The sequence below is a fragment of the Streptococcus merionis DSM 19192 genome, assembly GCF_000380085.1.
In the GTDB taxonomy this organism is placed as follows: Bacteria; Bacillota; Bacilli; order Lactobacillales; family Streptococcaceae; genus Streptococcus; species Streptococcus merionis.
This window is the reverse complement of record NZ_KB904550.1, coordinates 184,311-204,240: the sequence shown is the minus strand read 5'-3', so window position 1 is coordinate 204,240 and position 19,930 is coordinate 184,311. Positions and strand designations below refer to the sequence as shown.

Genomic DNA, 19,930 nt, shown 5'->3' with positions numbered 1-19,930 from the left:
ATAGTCTTAGTACCATTTTTATTATCTATGACTTTAGCGAACCCGGCAGCTCCGTTAATTCCAGGAGCCCCGTTAAGACCGTTCTTACCAGGATCACCCTTGTCACCTTTGTCGCCTTTCTTGCCATCAGAGACAGTAACAGACGTTTTCTCATTTTCAGAGACAATGCCATCACCGTTCTTGTCGGTACCAGTAGTGATAGTCTTGGTTCCGTCTCCGTTGTCTTTGACATCAGCGAAACCAGCGGCACCATTCTTACCATCTTTACCGTTAAGACCGTTATCGCCCTTGTCGCCTTTAGCTCCATCGGTCACAGTGACAGAGGTCTTCTCATCATCAGAGACAATACCATCACCATTCTTGTCGGTACCAGTAGTGATAGTCTTGGTGCCGTCGTTGTTATCTTTGACATCAGCGAAACCAGCAGCACCATTCTTACCATCTTTACCGTTAAGACCGTTATCGCCTTTATCGCCTTTATCGCCTTTATCGCCCTTCTTGCCATCAGAGACAGTGACAGACGTTTTCTCATTTTCGGAGACAATACCATCTCCATCTTTGTCAGTACCGGTAGTGATAGTCTTGGTTCCGTCTCCGTTGTCTTTGACATCAGCGAAACCAGCAGCACCGTTCTTACCATCTTTACCGTTAAGACCGTTCTTACCAGGATCGCCCTTGTCGCCTTTTTCACCTTTTTCACCTTTTTCACCTTTGATAGTATTTACGGTAAACTCGGCTGTTGATAGTTGACCAAAAGCATCTGTGTATTTTATGGTGTAAGATCCATTAGAACCTGGAATTACTTCTAATTTAGGGGTTTGTTTGTTAAGAGAGTAAGTGAAGACGTTTCCGTTTTGTTCGATATTGAGACCGTTTCCTGCACGGAAGGTTAACTTATCGCCACTGTGAACTTTTTGATCACTTGGACCAGCGTTTGACTCATGGACTGGATGTTGGGTACCAGTTCCGACAGCGCCAGATGTTGCTACCCAGTGAGAGTTTTTAGTTATTAGATGTAATTGAGAACCATTGATAGCATCTGTAGAGGTATCAGAAATTTCACCAGCGGCTACATTTTTCAACTGTCGTTCTTGAGCTTTAGAACCAATTGAAACTTGAGAGCCTTCTTCTGCTGCTTTTCCGGCAAAGCCTGAATAGCTAATGCCATTAATGGTTGCGCTATCTACGGATTTTGCTGGAGCATCTGTTTTTGATTGTGCCCCTAGAGCGACTGAATTGTAGTAGCTAGCTTCAGAGTTAGCACCGATAGCAGTTGAAAGTTCTTGTGCTTGAGCATTGCCTCCGATAGCAGTTGATAGATTGTCTTTAGCTTTAGCACCAGCTCCAATAGCTGAGGCGTTATACCCATCAGCATTGGCGCTAGAACCTATAGCGGTAGCAAGGTTTTGTTTAGCTTTAGCTTGTCCCCCGATAGCAGTCGCGTATTCGCCCTCTGTCTTGGCATAGTAGCCGATATTGACACTAGAGCCACCATTTGCAGAACCTTGATAGCCGATATTGACAGCACCAACGCCATCTGCTTTTCCTCCAGCTGCGATAGCAGAATCTTTTTCAGCTGTTGTTGTGTTACCGATAGCAATAGTGTTTTCACCCTTGGCTGTCGTATGCGTACCAAAGGCAATCGCACCACCTCTGTTTTGAACGCCAACATTTGTTTTTGCGTTATAACCAATAGCTGTATCGTATTCGTTGGATGCATCTGTGTAATCTCCCAACTTGAGCGTTCCAACAACACCGTCAGTAGTCTCTGGGGAGGCAGCAGCTCTAAGGGCTGAGCGTTTGAAGCGAGTCGGTTGATTGCTAAGCAAGGCACGCGCAGCTGTGTTAGATGTAGCAGAAGGGAGTGCTTGTTCGGTTGTAGTATAGGTGTTTCCTGTTGTGATTATATTTTCAGGAACAACGACAGGTAGACCAGAACTTACTTGATCTGTGACGTATAAATTAGTCTCCGTTACATAGGTGATAGCACTAGAGGCAGCCATGCTTCCATCTGCATTTGTAGCCAAACGACTAGCTTGTGAGAGAATCGTATAGTTACCTGGCTCAAGCGGTGTTCCTTCAATTTGTGTTGTTGCCGTATTATAGCTTAGACCAGTTGGTAGCCCTGCTTGAGTAGTTGTTTGATTTTGAAGTGTCTTGGTATAGCTAAACGAGATCGCAATAGCATCTTTAGCTCCGTTGACTGTGATAGGTCTCATCAAGTGATCGGTAAAGATTGCTTGATCAGTTTTTGGCAATGCGTTAATATCTAATTCAAATTTACCAGTATCTACAATAGCATTGTCAACAGTTGCCGTAACTTTTACAGTATACTGTCCAGGTTGATAAACAGTTCCTTCAATTTCTCCAGTTACGCTGTTGAAGGTTAACCCAGCAGGTAATCCAGAAATTTCTTTCTCAACTCCTTGTTTCAAATAAGAAAAATTGAGAAGTGCCTGCTGTTCTGCTGAAGACTTACTTTGCTGAACAGTTACACCTACTGGACGAATAGTGGTAGATTCGTTAATAGATTGATAAGCTCTACCGATATTTAAGCTAAGATTTCCCTTAACTCCATCACCCAGGTGCTTGATGTTTTTATGTGTTGACTGTTCTTCTGGGCTAGTTGATACTACTGATATTACTGCTGTGGAACCAATTCTTCTGACATAAAAATCAATGTATTTAATCTTTTGTAATTCAGAAGCTAAGATAGTTTGTGAATTTGGTGTACTAGCGGTTAATTCGTAACCATAAAGAGCAGTTTGGTTTAAATTTGCCTTTTCTGAAACGTACTTTTTATCTATTTCATTTGATGGCACAAGAAGAGCTTTAGCAGATGTTTGCGCTAAGGTTGTTACTGTGCCGTCAGTTTGTTGTTCGAGGTAACGAACTTTATAGAAGATATGGCTATTGCTAGAATCAGTTTGCTCTGATGTGGCTGATTTTTCAGTTGTTTCAGCTTCTTTTTCGTTAGCAATAGGGGTTTTAGAAGTAGAAGGTTTATCAACACTCTTTTCTGCTATTTTACCTAACTCAGTTAAGAGCTGTGTCCCCTTAGTAGAGCGAGAGTTGTCTGCTACAATGGCTGAGTCAGATTTGTCTGTTTTAGCTAGTTCAGTTTCTTTCTCGCTAGAACCATTGGTTTTAGCGGTAGAAGCTTCATCTACACTGTCTTCTGTTGTTTTTGCTACCTCAGCTGATGACTGTGTTTCTTGAGTAGAGTGAGAGTCATCTGTCAAAACAGTAGACTCGGACTTGTCTGTTTCAATATTTACTGGTACGGTACTACTTATATCAGTAGGACTACCTGATACATCTGATGAAACAGTAGTTTCTATTTGTGTAGTCGTTTGAATTTGTTCTTGAGCAAGGGCGCTGCCTGAAGCGAAGAGCCCGACACCGATTAATGCGGAGGCGGCCCCGAACTTAAATTTTCTGATTGAAAAGTATTGCTTCTTCTGCAGAGAATACTTGCTATGCTTAGGTTTATACATAAACTCCTTTGCCTTTCATAAGATAATATTATAGAATCAGACAACACTCTTAGCAAAGAAATTGCCATAAAGCTCTCCCGTTCTATATTGTGTAGATGATAGTGATATCTATACCTTATCATGGTATATTATGATAGATAAAATAGGAATATCTTTGCGACTTAAAAAAGACTGATTTAGCATTTATTTTTTCAAAAAGGTGTCATATTTTATATTTCTATTCAATCTTAGAATGCTTTTGACTTTTTTTAAAATGTTTAATAAAATAGTAAATAAACAAGAAAAAAATAAGGAGTATATCTCATATGGATATGTTGCTTCTAAAATCTTTGCATAGCAGCTTAGGGCTATCTGTTATCATTTTTGATAAGTCATTTAATATCATCAATGAATTTCGCTCTGATAAAACGAGTTTACTCTATTACAACTACTACCAAATTTTAAGCGGCTTTAATCATGTGGACACTAATTTTCTATTCTATAATGGCCCTTTTAATGAAATGTTGTTGGCCTACCAACTTCAGGAGCAATTTGTGATTATTGGGCCGTGGCGAAGCAACAATATCGATGAAACTTTTTTTAAGCATGAAATGGAAAGAGCAGAAATCGCCTTAAAGGAACAAGGCTACTTTTTAAAAAGTCTTAACACTCTTCCATTCTTTTCTGTGGGGCAAATTAGGGAGTTGCTTGTTTTGATTAACTTTTGCTTTACTGGTGTTGTCGAAGATCGCTTATCCCAGCCTTTACATGACTACACCGCTGGTTGGGCTGAAACTTTTGATTTAGAGCGGATAAAACAGTTTTCTAAACATCATTACACAGCAGAGTCTTATCTTTATGATTATGAATGTAAGCTCTTACAAGCTGTTCAGACAGGTGATCTTAGGCAGTTAAAGGATGTTGTCAGCTATTTAAGCAATGCTGTTGCTCCCAAAGTAAGTGGTGATATACTACGCTCGGAGAAAAATTATTCCATAACCGTTTTTGATAGATTGTCACAAACCGCTATTCAGTCCGGCTTAGATGTTGAGACAGCTTACGCATCGCGGGACGCTTTTATCCGCGATAATGAACTGCTGACATCCCTTTCTGATGTGTTAAAGTTGCGTGATGCCTCTATCGTCTTTTATACCACTAAGATTGGCGACATCAAACAGAAGATAGCCTCAAAGACTTCACCGACAATCATCGCGATTATCCAATACCTTGAGAATAACTTAGACAAAAGTATAGAGACTTCCAAAGTGGCTGCAGCCTTTCACATGAGTGAATCGAAGCTACGAAAACTCTTTAAAACAGCGACAAAAACTACGATTCAGCAGTATTTTCTCGATTTAAAAATAAAACGAGCGCAAGCCTTATTAAGAGAAGGGGTGACTATTTCAGAAATTACAGAAGCGCTCGGTTTTTCCAGTCCATCTAATTTTTCGCGCTCCTTTAAAAAGTTGGCTGGTGAAAGCCCTATAAAGTATAAGCAGAAACATCATGTAGGTCAATCCTTAAGAACTGACCGAACCCCTAATACCTATTTTAGTATGCTAAAAAATCAAGGGGGGGGGGGAGAAATTTCCTTTTTGTAGATACCAGAAAAACTCCTTTGATCACTATCAGAGGGGTTTTTGTTAGTATTCTAAAGTTGAAAGGATAGGAGACAAACTTTAAAATAGGATTCTTGATTGCATCAGGAGTAGAGTACCTTGAATCTTAGAAAGATTTCAGATTTCCCCTTGTATTGAGAAAAGGGGTTCTTCGAGGTTGGGATAGACAATTATGATAACTTCGCTGTTACGGATTTCAACCAGATGTTTTCGGTGTTGAGTTAATTCACGCAATTCTTGTATCGTTTTATTAGGCATAAAACTTTTTGATAAGAGGCCAATTCGAGTAAGCTTGGCAATCCAACGGTGTCCTTCTTATCCGCTTTCTGCCTTTGATGTTTTTCATATGGGCAGGATTGGTTAATATAAGCACAAAGTCATTGGTAAGGGCGTGCCATACAGTTTCCAAAAAACACCTGTACTTTCTATGCTGACAGCCTGCTAGTCCAGCGGTTGTTGTGTCAAAACGTTTTTCCTTACAACTTGGACGAGTGGATGTGAGGAGACCAGATAAAAGACAGATGACAATGGTAGCTTGGTGAATATCAGTACCAGTACAGGATTCGCAAAAAATATCCATGATAGGACCTCCTTATCTAAATAATCAGAACTTGTTTACCTAATGCGTTTTGGAGTCCCGGTAGGTAGTATAGGTTAGTTTGTCTCTCGGTAATGAAATCAATAAATCCAAGCCCTCACTAGGATTATAGACCTAATAAGGGCTTTGTGAGTGAGGACGAATTAGTAGTTCTACTCACAGCCTGAGCTTGAAAATAACAAAGCGGTCTTCCTAGTTGGTCAGACATGATTCTGCTTTCTTGTTGTGTAGGGAAGTACCATATTTGCATGTATGTGGGGGTGAGCTTTGTTGAGGTTCTATTCCTGTTTACATTAACGTACGCTTTTGTTTCCGACAACGAGTAAGTGGAAATGTTTGGTATCACAAGAAGGGTCAAACGGAGCAGGTGTTTTAAATTTACTTAATCATAAGCTGATGATATAAAGGTTAGATTCTGACAACAATAGTGATATACTTTGCGATTTCTTCTGGCTTTTCATGGAAATCATTATCTATCCAATTTAAAATAATGCTTTCAATTGTAAAAACATATATATCTAGAGCAAATTTATAGGGAACCTGATAAGCTGTTTCAAGTTGTTTCTCCAAATTTGGAATTTCAGAATGTATAATCATATCTTTGATATAATCTTTAATGATGATATTAATATTGGGGAAAAAATGGACAAAAGACTTAATGATTTCTCTGTTGGCATACATATAATGTAGCATCTTTTCTAATATGGCTTGTTCATATAATAAATCGGAATTTAAAATTTTTGTGATATCATCTAAGATTATTAAAATAGACTCCCTGAGGAAGTCTTCTTTTGAATTGTAATGGTTGTAAAAAGCTCTCCTACTAAGTTGAGCTTTTTTTGCTAACTCATTGACTTTAATCTGTTCAAAGTTTTTGGTCTTTAATAGTTCTGAAAACGCTCTTAAAAACTTGTAATTAATATTATCTGAACTTGCCAATTTGCCTATTACCTTTGCATAAAATATTATGATCTCAAAATCTAAACTCTGCCAGAGGTGATTATATGATAAAAAAAGACACAAAGGTTTACATTTAGGGGGTTAATGTAAACTTTTAAAATCTCTAAAGCGTTAAAATTTGGTTAGCCACCTTAGATTAGTTGGTGAAATGTATCTTTTACAAGGAGAAAATTAATGTTTAACAATTCTAGGCAAAAGAACCATGATGTCTCACAGACAAGACAACGTTTTTCAATTAAGAAATTTAAATTCGGTGCAGCGTCTGTATTAGTGGGATTATCATTTTTAGGAATGAGTGGTTATACTGTTCTGGCCGAGGAATCTTCCCCAGCAGTTGAATCCACAACTGAGGCAGAGAAAACACCATCACCATCAGATGAGGCAACTGTAGCAAGTGAGGTCTCAAATATTGAAGGTGAAAATACGGCGGAACCACAGCCGACTGAATCTGTTATTAAACCTGAGGTGTCTGCAGAGGATAGCTTAGAAAAGAGTACAGATAACGTTAGCAATTCAGATGAATCTTCTGTTGAAAAAAATGTTAGCTCTTCTCCTGCCATAGCAACGCGTTCTTTAGATAGTACGGTGGCTAATGGTGGTAGTATAGACGATAATAAAATTAGCGAAGTATCTGAAGAACTTCAAAAGAAAGCTCAACAAGGTGCGATATATAGCCCCGGAGACTCTTCAGCTAAACAGACTTACTCAGGTAAGGCTTGGATAGATAATGGCGGAAGCATTGATGGGCAAGCTCCAGATGATACGCCATTAGCCGGAGTTAACGTTTACTTGCAATGGGTAGATGGCAAAGGCTACGTCTCCAAAGTTTATTACACAACTACACAAGCAGATGGGACTTTTGCATTTGATTTATCGAAACCAGAAGTCGATTCTAATGGTGAAATGCATCATTTTCAACTTGCCGGAGATACTAAGTTTGCGGTAAGAACATGGATCGAGAATCCAGATTCCAATAAGTACGATATTATTCAAGCAGGGGATAAAATTTATGGTTTCCATACTCGCTTAAATCGTAAAAATGAAAGTTGGGACTTCACTGCGGGGGTAAATAGAATTATTAATTCCCAAGTTATTCTCCAAGAGAAAAAGTTAAGTCAAGATTGGCTAACTAAGCCAGATGCAGAGGTACAAATTCCTGATACTGCAGATGGTACTTGGCATGACAGAGGAATCTACGGTAGAGTCAGCGGTACTGTTTGGTTTGATAATGGTGATGGACCAGGGACGCTTGCCAACCAATGGATCAAAGATGGAAATGACGTTCCTGCAAACGGTGTGAAAGTGGCCGCTTCCTATTTGAACGATGAAGTGACTCGTATGCTTGATCAGTGGAAGAAAGGTCACCCTGGGTATACTAGCGAAGATTTTAAAGCAGAACAAGAGAGGGTATTTAAAGAATATCAAGCTCAACATGGAGTGGGATCTCATATTGCCGAGACAGTCATTACAACAGTTGATAAAAATGGAAATTACACCATTCCGTTTAGAGGTCTATATGGTGTCAGTGCCTACAAAGCTAATAGTGGTGCCAAAATTTCTTACACTGTAACAGATGAAGAGTTTGGTACAGTAGTTAGAGATGAAGATGTCGATAATAGTAAGTTACTGAAATGGAATGGTACTATCGGACAAAAACACAGACACATTAACGAAGATTATCTGTATGTATCTCCAGTGTTGTCTAGCTATAATATTTGGAGTCCAGCATTCCCTAAAACTCTATTTGGTAATCCAAATAATGTATTTACAAACGTAGTTGCTGGTTCTGGAACTAATATTACGAGCTTGAATTTTGCTATTTTGGCACCTCAACCGATGCTTGATGTCATTGACTATGACACAACGAATAAAGTAGCGGTTTCTGGAAATGTTACCAACTCAACAGTGGGTGGTTTGTTACCAACTCGTGAATACCAAGTTCAATGGTTCAGAGATGGTGTTGCAATAGGCGATCCTCAAGTGATTCAATCAAGTGTAGAAGGAACAGCAACACCTGAGAAGTTTACAGTACCAGGTGACATCACTAAGACAACAAACTTCACACTGGCTTTGTTTGAACAAGGTCAAGACACAAAGACTTTAGATAATGCTTTAGCATTGGATTCGTTTATTGCGGTATTTATCGAATATAAACCAGTAGATGGTGTTGTGGCGAAGGATTCTGAGCCTGCTAAACCAGTCTTTAAAGACAAAGATGGGAACGACACAGCACCGCTGGAAGGAACAACATTCGCAACTGTTACAGGCCAAGTACCAGACTCAGTTAAAAATGCATATCCTGAAGGAGCGATATCTGTTGATCCAAGTATGGTGACAATTGACCCTGAAACGGGATCTGTTGTGGTAAAAGGAGATGCCTTAACTAAGAAAGGGACCTATGTCGTACCGGTGGAAGTAACCTATCCAGGTGGCTCTAAGGCTCACACGTTTGCTACTGTGAATGTTAAAGATGATGCAACAACAACCTACACAGCTACAGGTGGAAAATTAGAAAAACCATTTGGACAATCACCATCAACAGACGAAATCACGTCAACAGTGACAACTGATTATCCGAAAGATGTGAAAGACCAACCGACATTGAAGGTTGAAGAGGGTGCAGTTATCCCAGATGGTAATACCAAGGGAGAATTTAAAGTACCAGTAGTTGTGACTTATCCAGACGGAACAACAGACAAAGTCGATGTTAGCGTAACAATCAAAGAATCTGAAGCAGAAAAGAATGATCCGTCATACAAAGATACAATGGTTGTTCCAGGGAAACCAGCGGAATCAACTCCAAGTTATGGCGAAGGTAAAACAGCACCAAATGGTACAGAGTACAAGGTTGATGAAGACTTCAAAGTACCAGACGGATATAAAGTTGACCTTGACAAATCTACTGGTAAAGTAACTGTAACAGCTCCAGAAAAACCAGATGGAACAACAGCTGAAGAAATTGAAGTGCCAGTAATTGTCACTTATCCAGATAAATCAGAAGATAAAGTAACAGCTAAATTCCAATTGGATACTGACGGAAATGGTACACCAGATGTGAAAGATACCGACGATGATGGCGATGGCATTCCAGATACTGATGACAAAAATCCTAAAACAGCAACTAAGACAGGTGTAGCAGTTGACAATGCAACTGTCACAGAAGGTCAGCCAATTACTCCAATTCCTGTTACCGTAACAAGTGATGATAAGAATGCTAAGGTTGAAGTTACTGATCTTCCAGCTGGCTTAGCTTATAATCAAGAAAAAGGGGAAGTCACTGGTACACCAGATAAGTTGGCAGACTGGGAAGCTACTGAGGAAGCGCGTGATTTCACAACGACTGTCAAAGTTACCGATGCAAGTGGTGTGGTAGAAAAACCATTTACTATCACTGTTCAACGGGATACTGATGGCGATGGTACACCAGATGTGAAAGATACCGATGATGATGGTGATGGCATTCCAGATGACACCGAAAAGACTGACGGAACAAACTCTAAAGACCCGAATTCAGCAGCTTCTGTTATCACACCGATTGATGACCAAACTGGCACTGTTGGAGAAGCGATTACACCAATTCTTGTTAAAGTTGACAAAGTACCAACAGATGGTTCTGTTGAAGTTACCGGTCTTCCAGATGGTGTCACTTACGATAAAGCAAAAGGCCAAATCACAGGAACACCAACTAAAGAAGGTGAAACAACTGTTACTGTCGCTGTTCTCGGTAAAGATGGCAAGCCGGTTATGGGTGCTGACGGCCAACCAGTTACGGAAGAGTTCAAGTTTATTGTTAAGGAGCAATTAACAGAAGCGGATAAGAATGAACCAATCGCTAAGGAGCAACAAGTGAACCTTGGCGACACCCCTAAGGCAGAAGATTCCATAGCGAACTTGCCGCAATTGCCAAAAGGAACTGAAGTGGCGTTTGAAACCCCAATTGACACCACTACAGCAGGCGACAAACCAGGTAAAGTTGTTGTGACTTACCCAGATGGTTCGACAGATACTGTTGATGTTACGGTTAAGGTTGTCGACCCACGTACAGACGCAGCTAAGCATGAGCCAATCGCTAAAGACCAACAAGTAAACCTTGGCGACACCCCTAAGGCAGAAGATTCCATAGCGAACTTGCCAGAATTGCCAGCAGGAACTAAAGTGGCGTTTGAAACTCCAATTGACACCACTACAGCAGGCGACAAACCAGGTAAAGTTGTTGTGACTTACCCAGATGGTTCGACAGATACTGTTGATGTGACAGTTAAGGTTGTCGATCCACGTACAGACGCAGCTAAGCACGAACCAATCGCTAAAGAGCAACAAGTAAATCTTGGCGACACCCCTAAGGCAGAAGATTCCATAGCGAACTTACCAGAATTGCCAGCAGGAACTAAAGTGGCGTTTGAAACTCCAATTGACACCACTACAGCAGGCGACAAACCAGGTAAAGTTGTTGTGACTTACCCAGATGGTTCGACAGATACTGTTGATGTTACGGTTAAGGTTGTTGACCCACGTACAGACGCAGCTAAGCATGAGCCAATCGCTAAAGACCAACAAGTGAAACCTTTAGCAAGTGTTGTTAATAGTAAAGATACCGATAATAAAGATCAAAATGCCGATAATAAAGATAAAGAGAATAAATTGCCAGCAACAGGTGAGAAAGAAAGTCCATTCTTTAATATGGCAGCTTTGGCTATTATTGCATCAGTTGGTTTATTATCTATTCCTAAGAAAGAAGAAGATTAATCTTTTGACCTAAATGTCAATAAAGTTTTCTCTGTTTATCGGTGTGGACATTTTAATAAAGTCAGCCCACTTTTCAACTTAAATAGAGTAATCTTATCTTTCCAAGATTGATTCTTGAAAAAGTCTATCGTGATTTATAATCCCGATAGGCTTTTGTTTTTATATGGGCACTTATGATTGGTTTTCGTTATTTCGGGATATTTTGGCTCATTGTGAAAAATCTGAAAGAAGGGTTCTTTTTGCGTTTGGCGTATAATATAGCGTGGAACTCTTGATGAAGCTGTCCATACAAGACTTTTTTCGGTATCTGGGGATGAAAACAATAGGATATTTTCATTTGGTATGTGATAAATTTTGCTTATCTATTGCTTACTCCTGTGTTATTTTAGATTGGTTTTCGACACAAAATCTAGTCTAACATAGGAGTTTTGTTATTATTTCCATTCTCCCCAGCCGTAGATGGAGGATTCGAAAGGTGATTTTGAATCATACTCCTTTTAAAATAGCGACTTGCAATCTTTACAAAATTTTCACAAAGATTTTATTTTGATTAGACATCGAGATGATAGAATAAGGGCGTAGTGAAGCTATAAAAATTTGATTCATATTAGGAGAAAAAATGACTACAATTTCTAAACGTTTATTATGCGCGATGATGGTTGGTACAGCATGTTTAACTTTCGCAGCATGTGGAAGTGCAACAAAGCAATCAGATGACGGTACCGCTATTGATTTAAACAGTATGGAGCTTGCGACCATTGAAGAAAAAGCCAAGGAAGAAGGTGTTGTTAATTCTGTTGGAATGCCAGATACTTGGGCAAATTGGAAGGAAACATGGGCAGACTTGAAAGAAAAATATGGCCTAGAACACACGGATACCGATATGGCGTCTGCTGAGGAATTGGCGACTTTTGAAAATGAGAAAAAAGATGCTTCAGCTGATATTGGGGATGTCGGCATTGCTTTTGGTCCGGAAGCAGTTTCCCGTCAGTTGGCTCTGCCGTACAAAACTTCTTACTATGATGAAATTCCTGACTGGGCAAAAGATCCTGAAGGAGAAGGCTACTGGTTACTTGCTTATAAAGGTACTATGGCTTTTCTAATTGATACAGAGTCTACTAAGGGCAAGGTTCCAGTTTCATGGGAAGAAGTGTCTAAGGGAGATTACACCTTGACCATTGGTGATGTTTCATCTGGTAATCAGGATCAGTTTGTCTTGCATTCAGCCGCTGTTGCAAACGGTGGCGATGAGACCGATATCCAACCAGGTTTGGATTATTTTGCGGAATTAGCCGAAGAAAAACGCTTAAATGTTCAAGGATCAGACACTGCAACTCTTGAAGCTGGGGAACACCAAGTTGTTCCAATGTGGGACTTTAATGCTCTTGCGATTCAAAAGACTTTGAATGCCTCAAGTCCAGACAGATTTAAGGTTGTCATTCCGCAAGATGGTGCTTCTATGTCAGGCTACACGACTATTATCAATACTTATACAAAACGACCTTACGCGGCAGCCTTGACCCGTGAGTATATTTTATCTGACGATGGGCAAAATAATTTGGCACGTGGACATGCTCGTCCAATTCGGGACAATGTTGAATTGGATGATGATGCAAAAGCGGCCTTGCTTCCAGATTCTGAGTATAAAAATGCCAAGGTTGCACCAATTCAGGATGCGGATGCTTGGAATGCCCTCTTGCCAAAATTAGGAAATTTGTGGCAGGAGAATGTCATTTCTAAAATGAAATAGATTGATTTTCTCTATCAGGAGTTACGTGATGAAAACAAATAAGGGTTTACTTATTTTCTATCTGATTTTGTCAGTATTCCTTCTCATTGTCACAGCTATTTTGATTTATCCTATGGTGATGATGGTCATTTCTAGCTTCTGTGAACCTGGAAATGGGTCCTTTACCATTCAGAATTATATTCGGATTTTTACGGAATACCAATACGTTGATGGTTTTGTGAATTCAGTTTTATTGTCTCTCTATTCCTCAATCTTTGGACTTTTGATTACAGTGCTTGCGACATACGGTATCCATGCTTTTTTTCCAAGACTGAATCAATTCTTTATTTCAGTGGCCAATTTAACGGCTAATTATGTCGGTGTCCCCCTGTCGTTTGGTTTGATTTTGCTAATGGGCAATGCCGGTTTATTGATCAACTTAGCACGAGTGTTAGGGTGGGATTTTCTATCTCATTTTTCCATCTATTCTGTGATGGGATTGCGTATCGCCTTTGTCTACTTCCAAATACCACTGGGAATTACCTTGTTGCTTCCAATTTATCATGCGTTGGATGTCAAGTGGAGAGAAGCTGCTGTCTTGCTAGGGGCTCGAAATAGGGACTATTGGTTAAAGATTGGTTTGCCGATTTTGGCTCCATCTTTAATCGGTGTCTTCTCCATGATGTTTGCCAATGGCATTGGGACTTATGATACAGCCGTGGCTCTGACAGGTTCTTCTGTCAATATGATTTCCATCAACATTGCTAATACTATCCAAGGCGATATTTTTGCGCAACCAGAAATTGGCTCCGCAGTTGCGGTTGTCTTGGGTAGCATACTGATGTTGAATATGCTCATCGGGCAATGGCTACAAAAAAGAGGACGGAGGATGGCAGGACAATGATAAATACAAAACAACACAAGTTTTTTACCATCTTTTATGCGGTTGTATTGTTGGCAGTATTAGTTTATTTACTCGTTCCTTTATCTGCAACCTTGCTTTATTCAATCGCAACCAGTTGGACAACCTCTATTTTTCCTGAAGCCTATACTGTAAAATGGTTTGCTGAACTGTTAAAGGATGGACAGTTTTATGCTGCAATGGGAAGGACAATTCTATTGGCTCTGGTTGGGACTTTTGGTTCTATCGTCTTAATTGTGCCAACAGTCTACGTCCTTTATGTTTACCATACACATTGGTTATGGATGATGGATTCTCTGCAAATCATGGCCTTTTCTGTTCCAGCAGTTATTTCAGCCATGGCCTTGATGTCAGCATATTCTGGTTTGGGTATTCCGATGATCGTATTGGTAATTGGCTCCTACATTGTGGGTGGTATTCCCATGATCCAGTTGGGAACACGAAATGCCTTACGTGCTATTGATGCAAAAGTTCTTGTAGAATCTGCAGAAATTTTAGGAACTTCCAAGTTTACAGCCTTTACTAAAATCATTCTCCCCAATATAAAGAAAGGTGTTATCGCTGCGGCTTTGTTCCGCTTCTCAACCCTATTTGGGGAATTTGGAACCTTGAACTTGTTGGTTGGTGGGGATTTTCCAAATATTCAAATCTTCTTACGGCAAAACATGACAAAATCTGGTCACTATACAGCGGCCATCTCTATCTCCTACTTTGTGATTGTGACCCTGATGACAGTCATTGGATTGGCCCTGACAAATAGCGTAACGAGAAAGGAACGGAAGTAAATGGCTTTTATTGATGTAAGAGAGCTAACAAAATCCTACGGAAACCATACAGTTATTGAAAATATTTCGATCTCAATGGAAGAAGGAAGTTTGACAACCTTACTGGGAGCTTCTGGCTCTGGGAAATCGACCCTCCTGCGTTGTATCGCGGGGCTTGAGTCTATTGATTGTGGAAAAATCCTTATACAAGGTAAGGATGTTACCCAATTGGAGCCTAGAGAGCGAAATGTTGGCATGGTTTTCCAACATTATGCCTTGTTCCCGAATATGACGGTCCTTGAGAATGTCATGTTTGGTTTACGGATGAAAGGGATTAGCGACATGGCAAAGGCCAAAGAAATGCTTAAAATAGTTGGCTTAGAAACTAAAGAGACAGCCTATCCCAAGAATCTATCTGGTGGGCAACAGCAGCGTGTAGCCTTAGCTCGGTCGCTTGTTGTAGAACCAAAGGTCTTATTTTTAGATGAACCTTTATCCGCTCTAGATTCCAAAATTCGTGTGGAGCTGAGAAACTTAATCAAAGACATTCAACACCGATTGGGCATCACCATGGTTCTTGTCACCCATGACCAAGAAGAAGCCATGACCATGTCGGATAAAATTTATATTCTGGCTGATGGCCTTGTCGAACAAGAGGGAACGCCTTCAGAAATTTACCGTCATCCTAAAACGCCTTACGTTGCAAAATTCATTGGCAACCATAATTTATTTACCATGGAACGCTTTCAAAAGCTGGTGGATGGTCCTGCAGTGGCTGCTCGCCTTATTGCTTTACGTCCAGAGACTTTGACAGTCATCAAACCTGTTGTGGATCACTATTGCCTGACAGGGATTGTTAAGCGGACCTCCATGCTTGGATCTGTTCTAAGGTTTTGGCTAGATGTCAATCACGAAGAGGTCATCATGGACCAGCTGAATCGGTCAGCTTTCTTTAAAAATCCTGGAGATTCAATTACTGTTTACCTGATTAAGGACGATATTATTGTGATTGATTAGCAGACTACAAGAGGAGAACACATGAAGCTACGTTACAATGAGTCGCATCAGTTTTACATTATGCAAGTGACAGATACACATCTAGGAACCTACCCTTTTCAAGAAAATGATAAAAAGACACTTCACAAACTACAGAAAGCTGTTGAAGGACTCAAGCCGGATTTGATTGTTTTTACGGGAGATATTATCTATTCTCTAAAGAAGCATTTTGCGGAAAATCCATTAAAAAGTTTTGAAGCTTTCATCCATTTTGTGAATCGGCTTGAAACCCCTTATGTTGTTACTTTTGGCAATCATGATGCAGAACCTGAATCAGGTATTGGGCGTGCACAATTATGGCAGATTTATCAGGAAAAGTGTCTGTACAAACCTCTGATAATGGGCGAACACTTGTTTGAGGATCGGTATTCGTATCTTGTACCAATCTATGATACAACGGGTCAAATCATCCATCAAATGTGTTTTGTGATTGATTCAGGCGATTACTCTGGAACGAATCATTCCTACTATGCCTGGGTCGCACCTGAGCAAATTGATTGGTTTAAAGAAGCTGTCCGAAAATACAGTATCCCAGATAAAAAATACCAACATTTGATGTTTCAACACATTCCTATTCCGGAATATTGGCTGGCAAGTCTGGACATTCAATCAGGGGAATTTAGCGAAGATATCGGTGAAAATCTATCTTGGTCAACTGGTCAGACGGCGACTATTCCTTTTAAGAATTTTGTGGCCTCGCCCGAAGTCAATTCGGGTTTGTTTTACCAAATGCTCATGAGTCAATCCATCTGGGGAATGTTTGTTGGACATGACCATGACAATAACTTCGATGGCGTCTATAAAAATATCCATCTGATCTATGGCCAATCTTCTGGTTACAATACCTACGGAACTCTTCCAAAAGGAGTGAGAATGATTTATTTAAATGAAATAGATGGCTGTATTGAAACACAAACAGTTCAGTATGACTGTTAGTTAAGAGCATGGGAAAGAAATTCAACTAATAAAAAAGTTTCTTAACTTTATCATTTTCAGGATTAGATAGAAAGATACCAATCAGCAGTGGTTCATCGGCGCTAAAGCGCCTAATGATTTTTGCAGAGGTAAGACTAAGTTGGCATAGCCAACAAGTCTTACTCCCAACCACTGCGTTGAGATGTTGACGCAAACGATGAGAGGTGAGATTGGACTTGAGCCCCGCTCTCTTTGCCTTTTGATTTCTCTCCAAATAACTGCGAAATGCTCTTTCTACTAATCAAAATAAGAAGGAGTAAGATAGAAACTACACAGTTTCATTGAAATCAACTTTGTTGGCTCACCTCGCAGAACAGGTCATTAGGTGCTTTAGTATCAATGAATAACTGCTGAGTGGGTTATAATAATGGTGATTTGTCAGCATTTTACAAGCCAGATAACTACTGTGTCAAACTGTTCAAACTATAAAGGAATTGAGGCTGAGTATTTTTGTCAGTCTCTTTTCAGTTTGTCAGAGTAGTAAGGTTTCTGTCTTGGAATCCAGCAGGACTGATGATTGACTGGGACGAAATACCGCCAGATTTTCATCACGTCCCTGAACGACGAGAGGAGCTTGACTTTGTTGGTAAAGTCGGATTCCTTTCTGGATGATTTCTTGGGTCATACCCTCGTTCCCTCGATTAAAGAGAACTCCTAGCTGCAAGTCTTCGATTTGACTGAGCATGTGGTAGTCTCCAGCAGAGTCACCGAAAGCCATGATTGGCATATTTCCACGATGCAAGGGAGCAATCTTCTGTTTGATTGTCTCTAATTTTCCAATACCTTTTGTCAGCAGAGCTTCAGTTGCTATTTTTGAGGTCAGCCTACCATTTTCTAATTGAACTTGAACTCCAAAGACATGAGAGGCTGGCACCTTGTAATGTTTTGCTGCAACCTGCCCCAATAATTGTGGACTGGCTGTTATGATATAGGTGGCAATCTTATTATTTCGAAGCACTTTGTAGAGTTCGCGGATTTCATCTGGAAACCGAAGTCCTTGTTCCATATCAACAGTCACACTTCCGCTAAAACCTTTTTCTAGTCCTTCTGTGCTGTATCGCACTTTTTTGATAGGAAGTTGGAGTGCCCAATCCAGCATCTCACTGGCAAAGTTTGTAAAATCTTCAACAGTATAGCCCGCAAACCAATAAGTCAGCCAATTCTCTCCAGAAGCGGGGGAAAAGAGTCTCATGCAATAGTAATAATGGGCCAATAATTTCGTGCGGAACAATTGGTAAGCACAGGTTTTGCGTAAGGCAATCAAGTCGAGGTTACCTTGCTCTTTCTTTAGGATACCAAAATAATGGACGATATCTTTTGCTAAATGTTCAATGGTTAATAGCTCCCGTCCATCCATCAAGGGTTGCTTGATGTCGTAAGGCCCGGCTGTCAAAATCTCATAGAGCTTTTCCTCGGACACTTTGATGGCAAATTTATGAATAAGATAGAGTACCAAATGATCCTCAATATCAAAGAAGCAGGAGGTATTGTCAAAATCAAATACAGCATAAGGTTGATCCTGCCTTGAAATCGGATTAGAAGTACCATTTTTGGAGATAATTTCATTGATTCGCTGCAAGGCAAATGGTTCCCAATTAGGATTTTCTAACACATATTGACTCATAGTATTCCTCGTTTTTAAAGCATTATATATCAGTCTACCAAAATAAAGTAATGGATGATTGAATTTTATGTAAATGTTTTGTAAAAGATGGTTTATTTCAGTGTGTATATTATTTGATGAAGAAAATTATCATCAGATACAGAATGGTTAGACCACAATAAAAAAAATAAAAGTTATTGGGCAAAATTTCTTGACTTATAGTTGACTATAAGTGATATACTATCTGCATAAATGTCATAATCAATGATATGAAATGTTTAAAAATGTCGTTGAATAATTGAATTCGTCCTAAAATCCTCGATAAAATTCGAAAACCTCCTCAAGTCCAGAGACTTGTCGTCTGTTTTCTCATTTTTCAACGGATTTTTTCACGGCCTCATATCTTAAAATAAGGAGAAAATTATCATGTCAAATCATCAAACAGCACCTATTGTACTTGGAACTTGGTCTTGGGGAACTGGCGGTTTTGCTGGCGGAAATGTCGTTTTCGGAAATAACTTAGATACAGCAGACTTGAAAGAAGTCTTCAAAGTTGCTATGGAGAATGGGCTGAATACCTTTGATACGGCTTTTGCTTATGCTAATGGGGAATCCGAACGTATCCTTGGTGAGTTGGTTGGCCAATATGATCGTTCAGACATCATCATCTCAGACAAATTTACTCCTGGTATGCAAGATGATACCAAGGAAAATCCTGTCGAAGATATGTTGGCAGGTAGCCTTGAGCGCTTAGGAACAGACCTTATTGATATCTATTGGATTCATAATGCTGCCGATGTTGAACGCTGGACACCATACTTAGCGAATCTTGTCAAATCAGGTCAGGTCAAACGTATCGGTGTCTCAAACCACAGCCTAGAGCAAGTTAAGCGCGTGCAAGAAATCTTGAAGCCGCTGGGTGTTCAAATTTCAGCGGTTCAAAACCACTTTAGTCTGCTTTACCGAAATTCTATCGAAGATGGGCTGCTAGATTACTGTAAAGAAAATGATATCCAATTCTTCGCCTACATGGTCTTGGAGCAAGGAGCCCTCTCAGGTAAGTACGATGCTGAGTCTCCAATGCCAGCTGACTCAAATCGCGGCAAGACCTACAATTCAATGTTCCCAGCCCTCTCAAGTTGAGGACATTATCAAACAAATACGATGTCAGCCCGGCTCAAATCGCAACAGCTTGGGCTATCAAACGCGAAACCACACCAATTCTTGGTGTTACAAAAGTTGAGCAGGTATTAGATGCTGCTAAAGCTATCCGTGTCACACTGACAGATGCTGACATGGAAAAGTTAGAAAGTGCAGCCCTAGCTACAGGTGTTGATACAAGAGGCGGTTGGGAAGGTAATGCTTAGGGCCTGTATTCGTAGATTAACACGTCTATTTCAAGGGCTGATTTTTTCAAAAAACTAACAATATCCTTTCAAAAAACTGTCTCTGTGACAGACAAATCTATTGAATGATTAGGTT

10 protein-coding genes and 2 pseudogenes are annotated in these 19,930 nt (G+C 40.0%); 8 read left to right on the top strand and 4 right to left on the bottom strand.

The window, feature by feature from the left end:
- On the bottom strand, positions 1-3,497 hold a 3,497-nt coding region (locus tag A3I5_RS11765), incomplete at its 3' end, for a putative Ig domain-containing protein (RefSeq protein ID WP_040834696.1).
- Between the two features lie 305 nt (positions 3,498-3,802).
- On the opposite strand from A3I5_RS11765, the gene A3I5_RS0107005 reads away from it, so the two are divergent.
- Entirely contained in the window at positions 3,803-5,077 is a 1,275-nt protein-coding gene (locus A3I5_RS0107005) for a YSIRK-targeted surface antigen transcriptional regulator (protein WP_018373899.1), read from the top strand.
- A gap of 198 nt (positions 5,078-5,275) precedes the next feature.
- On the opposite strand, the pseudogene A3I5_RS0107000 reads toward A3I5_RS0107005, so the two are convergent.
- A pseudogene (locus A3I5_RS0107000) lies at positions 5,276-5,675 on the bottom strand (IS110 family transposase); the annotation flags it as partial.
- A 426-nt stretch (positions 5,676-6,101) separates the two neighbouring features.
- Positions 6,102-6,632, bottom strand: coding sequence for a TetR/AcrR family transcriptional regulator (locus A3I5_RS0106995; RefSeq protein WP_018373898.1), 531 nt, complete (start codon positions 6,630-6,632; stop codon positions 6,102-6,104).
- A 195-nt stretch (positions 6,633-6,827) separates the two neighbouring features.
- Here A3I5_RS0106995 and A3I5_RS0106990 point away from each other — a divergent pair, with 195 nt between their 5' ends.
- The 6 genes from A3I5_RS0106990 to A3I5_RS0106965 all read left to right on the top strand — a co-directional run bounded on the left by A3I5_RS0106990 (position 6,828) and on the right by A3I5_RS0106965 (position 16,806).
- A complete protein-coding gene (locus A3I5_RS0106990; protein ID WP_018373897.1) occupies positions 6,828-11,399 on the top strand; it encodes a Rib/alpha-like domain-containing protein in 4,572 nt (1,523 codons plus the stop codon).
- A gap of 619 nt (positions 11,400-12,018) precedes the next feature.
- Positions 12,019-13,149, top strand: a complete 1,131-nt coding sequence (locus A3I5_RS0106985; RefSeq protein WP_018373896.1) for an ABC transporter substrate-binding protein — start codon at positions 12,019-12,021, stop codon at positions 13,147-13,149.
- 28 nt (positions 13,150-13,177) lie between these two features.
- Positions 13,178-14,032, top strand: a complete 855-nt coding sequence (locus tag A3I5_RS0106980; protein WP_018373895.1) for an ABC transporter permease — start codon at positions 13,178-13,180, stop codon at positions 14,030-14,032.
- Entirely contained in the window at positions 14,029-14,835 is an 807-nt protein-coding gene (locus A3I5_RS0106975; RefSeq protein WP_018373894.1) for an ABC transporter permease, read from the top strand. Before A3I5_RS0106980 ends, A3I5_RS0106975 begins: the two co-directional genes overlap by 4 nt.
- The gene (locus A3I5_RS0106970) at positions 14,836-15,831 is read left to right on the top strand and encodes an ABC transporter ATP-binding protein (protein WP_018373893.1); all 996 of its coding nucleotides are present in this window, start codon (positions 14,836-14,838) and stop codon (positions 15,829-15,831) included.
- Between the two features lie 21 nt (positions 15,832-15,852).
- A complete protein-coding gene (locus A3I5_RS0106965; RefSeq protein ID WP_018373892.1) occupies positions 15,853-16,806 on the top strand; it encodes a metallophosphoesterase in 954 nt (317 codons plus the stop codon).
- 511 nt (positions 16,807-17,317) lie between these two features.
- Here the strand turns inward: A3I5_RS0106965 and A3I5_RS0106955 are convergent.
- Positions 17,318-18,469, bottom strand: coding sequence for an HAD family hydrolase (locus tag A3I5_RS0106955; RefSeq protein WP_018373890.1), 1,152 nt, complete (start codon positions 18,467-18,469; stop codon positions 17,318-17,320).
- Between the two features lie 405 nt (positions 18,470-18,874).
- On the opposite strand from A3I5_RS0106955, the pseudogene A3I5_RS11760 reads away from it, so the two are divergent.
- Positions 18,875-19,815: pseudogene (locus A3I5_RS11760) on the top strand (aldo/keto reductase).
- Positions 19,816-19,930 lie beyond the last annotated feature (115 nt).

Coding starts and splice junctions, on each gene's coding strand:
- A3I5_RS0106955 (WP_018373890.1), bottom strand. CDS start 18,469: ATGAGTCAATATGTGTTAGAAAATCCTAATTGGGAACCATTTGCCTTG.
- A3I5_RS0106985 (WP_018373896.1), top strand. CDS start 12,019: ATGACTACAATTTCTAAACGTTTATTATGCGCGATGATGGTTGGTACA.
- A3I5_RS0106970 (WP_018373893.1), top strand. CDS start 14,836: ATGGCTTTTATTGATGTAAGAGAGCTAACAAAATCCTACGGAAACCAT.
- A3I5_RS0106980 (WP_018373895.1), top strand. CDS start 13,178: ATGAAAACAAATAAGGGTTTACTTATTTTCTATCTGATTTTGTCAGTA.
- A3I5_RS0106965 (WP_018373892.1), top strand. CDS start 15,853: ATGAAGCTACGTTACAATGAGTCGCATCAGTTTTACATTATGCAAGTG.
- A3I5_RS0107005 (WP_018373899.1), top strand. CDS start 3,803: ATGGATATGTTGCTTCTAAAATCTTTGCATAGCAGCTTAGGGCTATCT.
- A3I5_RS0106975 (WP_018373894.1), top strand. CDS start 14,029: ATGATAAATACAAAACAACACAAGTTTTTTACCATCTTTTATGCGGTT.
- A3I5_RS0106990 (WP_018373897.1), top strand. CDS start 6,828: ATGTTTAACAATTCTAGGCAAAAGAACCATGATGTCTCACAGACAAGA.